Origin of the sequence: Mesorhizobium sp. M7A.F.Ca.AU.002.02.1.1 (genome assembly GCF_003998535.1) — a bacterium.
Lineage (GTDB): Bacteria > Pseudomonadota > Alphaproteobacteria > Rhizobiales > Rhizobiaceae > Mesorhizobium > Mesorhizobium ciceri.
Genome location: NZ_RZPB01000610.1, coordinates 1 through 3,608, shown reverse-complemented (window position 1 = coordinate 3,608; position 3,608 = coordinate 1). Strand labels below are relative to the sequence as shown.

The window sequence follows — 3,608 nt, the reverse complement described above, 5'->3', positions numbered from 1 at the left end:
ATGCCTTAGAGGCCGTTCGGCAGAAAATTCTTGATGACCTTCTTGCCATCCGGTTCAGCCAGAACCATCGTGCCGCGGGCATTTCGAATGAACTTGTTGGAACGCTTGATCATGCCGTGACGCTTGCCGGCCGCAGCCGACAGGACTTTACCCGTACCTGTGATCTTGAACCGCTTCTTGGCGGCCGATTTGGTCTTCATCTTGGGCATTTTGCTACTCCGTATTGTTGGCGCACTATCGCGCTTCTTGTTCGCTTCAGGCCGACCAAAGCCCGAAAAGCAAATGAAACCGCCACGGCATGCCCTGCCGGGCGGTTTTCTTGAACGGCGGTGCTATACGTCAAAGACGGCCCGCGCGCAACACCTGTGGAGATGCGGCGCTGTGTCCTCGTCAGGGCAGCGTGAACCAGACCGGCAACATGCCTGACAGCTGGGCGCCGTCGATCAATTCGAAGGCCGGCAGCGCGATCAGAAACACCAGGCCGTCGAGCAGCGTGGTCAACAGCAGGCGCGGCTTGAAGTTTCCGGTATCGCCCTCCTGGTAGAGCGACAGTTTCGGGAAGAAGCGCGGCACCCGCGCCAGATAGGCCTGATACGGCGCGCCGAGCGCTTCCTTGAGGAACTTCTCCTCGCGCAGGATGACGATATGGAACGCCCCCGCGCACAAAAGCCCGAAGAGGATGATACCGGAGAACGAACCGATCTGCGCGCCGACACCGGCTGCGGCTACGGTCGAGAACACATAGAGCGGGTTGCGGGTGATCGAGTAAGGCCCGCCAGTCACCACCTCGGACGATTTGCGCCCGCCTATGTAGAGTGTCGCCCAAAGGCGGCCCACGATGCCGAGGAAAATCAGCAGCACGCCGAACATTTCGATCGTCTCGTGCACGGCTGTGTCGGGCGGAAACGTCGATTGGCCAAATAGCAATGCTGCAAACAGCACGACCACGAGAACGGCAAGCACTATGCGGCGCATATGCTGGTAATTGCCCAGCCCGCGTTTGAAGTCCACGTCCGAAACCTTGACTTCATCGACCATAGTGAATCCGATCGTCAGGAATTTTGCCGGCGATCGCAGCGTCTGAACAAGAAGAAGGCGTCCCGCCGATCGCCGGGACGCCTTGCGATGTGATTCAGGCGGATTTAAGCGCGATGGCCAAGCCTGACGTCATCGTGATCCTAGATACGCGCCGATGCAGATCTTAGCGCGGCGACAGCACCATCATCATCTGGCGGCCTTCGAGCTTCGGTTCCGCTTCGACCTTGGCAATCGTCGCCACTTCCTCGCGGACCTTGTTCAGAAGCTGCATGCCGAGTTCCATATGCGCCATCTCGCGGCCACGGAAGCGCAGCGTCAGCTTGACCTTGTCGCCTTCCTCGAAGAAGCGGCGAACCGCCTTCATCTTGGTCTCGTAGTCATGGCTGTCGATGTTCGGGCGCATCTTGATCTCCTTGATCTCGATGACCTTCTGGTTCTTGCGCGCCTCGGCCGCCTTCTTCTGGTTGGCGTATTTCAACTTGCCGAGATCAAGGATCTTGACGACGGGGGGCACCGCGTTGGGCGATATCTCGACGAGATCGAGCCCGGCCTCTTCGGCCAGCAGCAATGCGTCGTTGATGGAAACATCGCCGCGGTTCTGGCCTTCGGCGTCGATAAGCTGGACCCGGGGAACCCGGATGTCACGGTTGGAGCGCGGGCCATCCTTGGTCGGCGCCGCTGCTTTGAAAGGTCTGCGAATGGTCGTGGTCTCCTTGGCCGTTTCGTTCAGGATTTGTCAGTGTTGATGCATGGACGCGCCAATGTGGTGAGCGCGCGGGCGGAGTCAATAGCACAGCATTGACAGAAAATCACCCTGATCGCTGTCCTGCACCAAACAAAGAACATAGTGAGCACTTTTCGCCACGCCACCGACCGTGCCACAAGAATCCCGCGCCAGAAGAGGGCCTGAGGAAAAAGCCATGACCGCAACGCCCCCCGTCTTTATGGATGTCGATGGATCGCGCATCGCGGTGCGCCATACTGCTGGCTCTGCGCCCGGCATCGTCTGGCTCGGCGGCTACAAGTCGGACATGCTGGGCGCGAAGGCGCAGACGCTGTCGGACTGGGCGGCAAAAGAAGGCCGCGCCTTTCTGCGCCACGATTATTCCGGCCATGGCGAATCCGGCGGCGCCTTTGCCGACGGCACGATTTCGACATGGCTTGCACAAAGCCTTGCCGTGTTCCGGCATTTCACCAAGGGCAAACAGATCCTGGTCGGCTCCTCGATGGGCGCCTGGATCGCGCTGCGCATGGTGCAGGAATTGCGCGAGGCTGATGACAGCAACGTCGCCGGCCTGGTGCTGCTGGCGCCGGCACCGGATTTTACCGCTGAACTGATCGAACCGGTGCTGACCAAGGCGCAGAAGCGCGATCTCGCCAAAAAAGGTTTCTTCGAAGAGCCGTCGGACTATTCCACGGAACCCTACATCTACACCCGCGCCCTGATCGAGGACGGGCGCGACAACCTGACAATGACAGGCCCGATCGACACCCATTGCCCGGTGCATATCCTGCAGGGCCTGGCCGATGCGGATGTGCCGGCAAGCCATGCACTGAAGCTGGTCAGCCTGCTGCCCGCCGACGACGTGACCCTGTCGCTGATCCCTGACGGCGACCATCGCCTGTCGCGACCGCAGGATCTCGACATGCTGGTGCGGGCCGTCGATGCGATGGCGCAGAGGGGAAACTGATGCGCCTTTCCATTCCGATATCCGCCTTCGTCGCGGCGATCGTCGGCTTCGGCGGCACGCTGGCCATCGTCATCGCCGCCGCCAACGCAGTCGGCGCGACGCAGATCGAGACGGCAAGCTGGGTGACGACGATCTGCCTGGCCATGGCGATCGAGAGCCTGTGGCTGTCATGGCGCACGAAAATGCCAGTCATCACCGCCTGGTCGACGCCGGGCCTGGCGCTGATCGCGGCATCGAGCGGCTTTTCGATGGGTGAGGCCGTCGCCGCCTTCATCGTCACCGGCGTCCTTCTGATCGCCACCGGGCTGTTTCGGCCCCTGACGAAGCTGATCTCGAGAATACCGCCTTCCGTCGCCTCGGGCATGCTGGCCGGTATCGTCGTCACCTTCGCGCTCAATGCGGTGAAGACCATTCCCATCGACCCGTGGCTGATCCTGCCGCTGATTGCAGCCTTCTTCGTCATCCGCCTGTTCAACCCGGCGCTGTCGGTGCTGGCGGTGCTGATCGGCGGTGGCCTCGCCGCTTTCCTCACCGGCCGTGTCGGCGGCCTGCCGACACCGGAACTGTCGACGCTGACGCTGATTGCGCCTGATTTCACCGCCAAGGCGGTGATCGGGCTGGCACTGCCGCTCTATCTCGTCACCATGGCTTCGCAGAACCTGTCCGGCCTCGCCGTGCTGCGCGCCGCCGGCTACCATCCGGAGCCCGGCCCGCTGATCGGCGTCACCGGCCTGTTTTCGCTGCTGTCGGCGCCGTTCGGCGGCTCGACCACCAATCTGGCGGCGATCTCGGCGGCGATCTGCACCGGGCCGGACGTCCACCCCGACCCCGCCGAGCGCTGGAAGACCGGGCCGTTCTATGCGCTCGCCTATCTCATCT

Annotated in this window: 5 protein-coding genes; 2 read left to right on the top strand and 3 right to left on the bottom strand. The window is 62.0% G+C overall.

The window, feature by feature from the left end; translation table 11 throughout:
• Positions 1–5: 5 nt before the first annotated feature.
• The 3 genes from rpmI to infC form a co-directional block, all read right to left on the bottom strand.
• Positions 6–209 (bottom strand): 50S ribosomal protein L35, encoded by a 204-nt coding sequence (rpmI, locus tag EN879_RS27795; RefSeq protein ID WP_006201248.1) that lies wholly within the window; start codon positions 207–209, stop codon positions 6–8.
• Between the two features lie 181 nt (positions 210–390).
• Positions 391–1,038 (bottom strand): isoprenylcysteine carboxylmethyltransferase family protein, encoded by a 648-nt coding sequence (locus EN879_RS27790; protein ID WP_063169789.1) that lies wholly within the window; start codon positions 1,036–1,038, stop codon positions 391–393.
• A gap of 163 nt (positions 1,039–1,201) precedes the next feature.
• Positions 1,202–1,738 carry a translation initiation factor IF-3 gene (gene infC / locus EN879_RS27785; protein WP_013528312.1) on the bottom strand — a complete coding sequence of 179 codons (537 nt, stop codon included), beginning with the start codon at positions 1,736–1,738 and terminating at the stop codon, positions 1,202–1,204.
• A gap of 220 nt (positions 1,739–1,958) precedes the next feature.
• Here infC and EN879_RS27780 point away from each other — a divergent pair, with 220 nt between their 5' ends.
• Positions 1,959–2,729 carry an alpha/beta hydrolase gene (locus EN879_RS27780; protein WP_063169788.1) on the top strand — a complete coding sequence of 257 codons (771 nt, stop codon included), beginning with the start codon at positions 1,959–1,961 and terminating at the stop codon, positions 2,727–2,729.
• The coding region (locus EN879_RS27775; RefSeq protein ID WP_127274379.1) for a benzoate/H(+) symporter BenE family transporter at positions 2,729–3,608 on the top strand (880 nt) is incomplete at its 3' end. The genes EN879_RS27780 and EN879_RS27775, both read left to right, overlap by 1 nt.